Annotated in this window: 1 protein-coding gene; it reads left to right on the forward strand. The window is 58.4% G+C overall.

What is annotated here, in order from left to right:
- Positions 1-242: 242 nt before the first annotated feature.
- Positions 243-945: IS110 family transposase (locus tag IVB01_RS24950; protein ID WP_247494942.1), on the forward strand; the 703-nt coding region annotated here is incomplete at its 3' end.

Here is a 945-nt window from a genome sequence, read left to right on the forward strand (position 1 = left end):
TAAAAAACTGTCCAGCGTTGTGGCGCGCCTGCGCGGGGTAGAAACAGCCTTGTGCTATCTTCTTGGCTAGGAGGGTAGCGGCCGTCAGCTTATTGGAGGCAGAATCCCCGTTAAAAAACGTGGTCCATGGGTGCATGCGGACTTGGGAGTGGTGACGCTGCTCCGGCGGCGATCCCGATTAGGAAGATGACGATTGGCATAACCCAGACCCTCCTGCCCATTTTTAAATGGAGGACCTGCTTATGCCCAAGAGGACGACCGGTGACCGCCCGGAGCTGAAGCCGGTCAATGTCGGCGCGGCCGCCATCGACATCGGATCAAAGATGCACATGGCTGCGGTGAACCCAGCCTGCACTGATATGCCAGTGCGCACGTTCGGCACATTCACAGAAGACCTGCATCATCTGGCAGACTGGTTTAAGGCCTACGGCGTGACGAGTGTCGCGATGGAATCCACCGGGGTCTATTGGATCCCGGTTTACGAGATCCTGGAGCAGCGCGGGTTTGAGGTCATTCTGGTCAATGCTCGCTACGCAAAGAACGTGCCCGGGCGCAAAAGCGATGTCAGCGATGCCGCATGGTTGCGCCAGCTTCATTCCTATGGCCTGTTACGCGGCAGCTTCCGACCTGATGCCGAGATTGCAACCCTGCGCGCCTATTTGCGCCAGCGGGAGCGGTTGGTGGAATATGCCGCTGCCCATATCCAGCATATGCAGAAGGCCCTGATGGAGATGAACCTGCAGCTCCATCACGTGGTCTCGGATATCACGGGCGCGACTGGCATGCGGATCATCCGAGCTATTGTTGCGGGCGAACGCAATCCCGACGTGTTGGCGACCTACCGGGATGCACGCTGCCATTCTTCCATGGAGACGATCCGCGCCGCACTGGTGGGCAACAACCGACATGAACATGTCTTCGCCCTGACCCAATCGCTGGAACTCT

The sequence above is a fragment of the Bradyrhizobium sp. 164 genome (assembly GCF_023073715.1).
Lineage (GTDB): Bacteria > Pseudomonadota > Alphaproteobacteria > Rhizobiales > Xanthobacteraceae > Bradyrhizobium.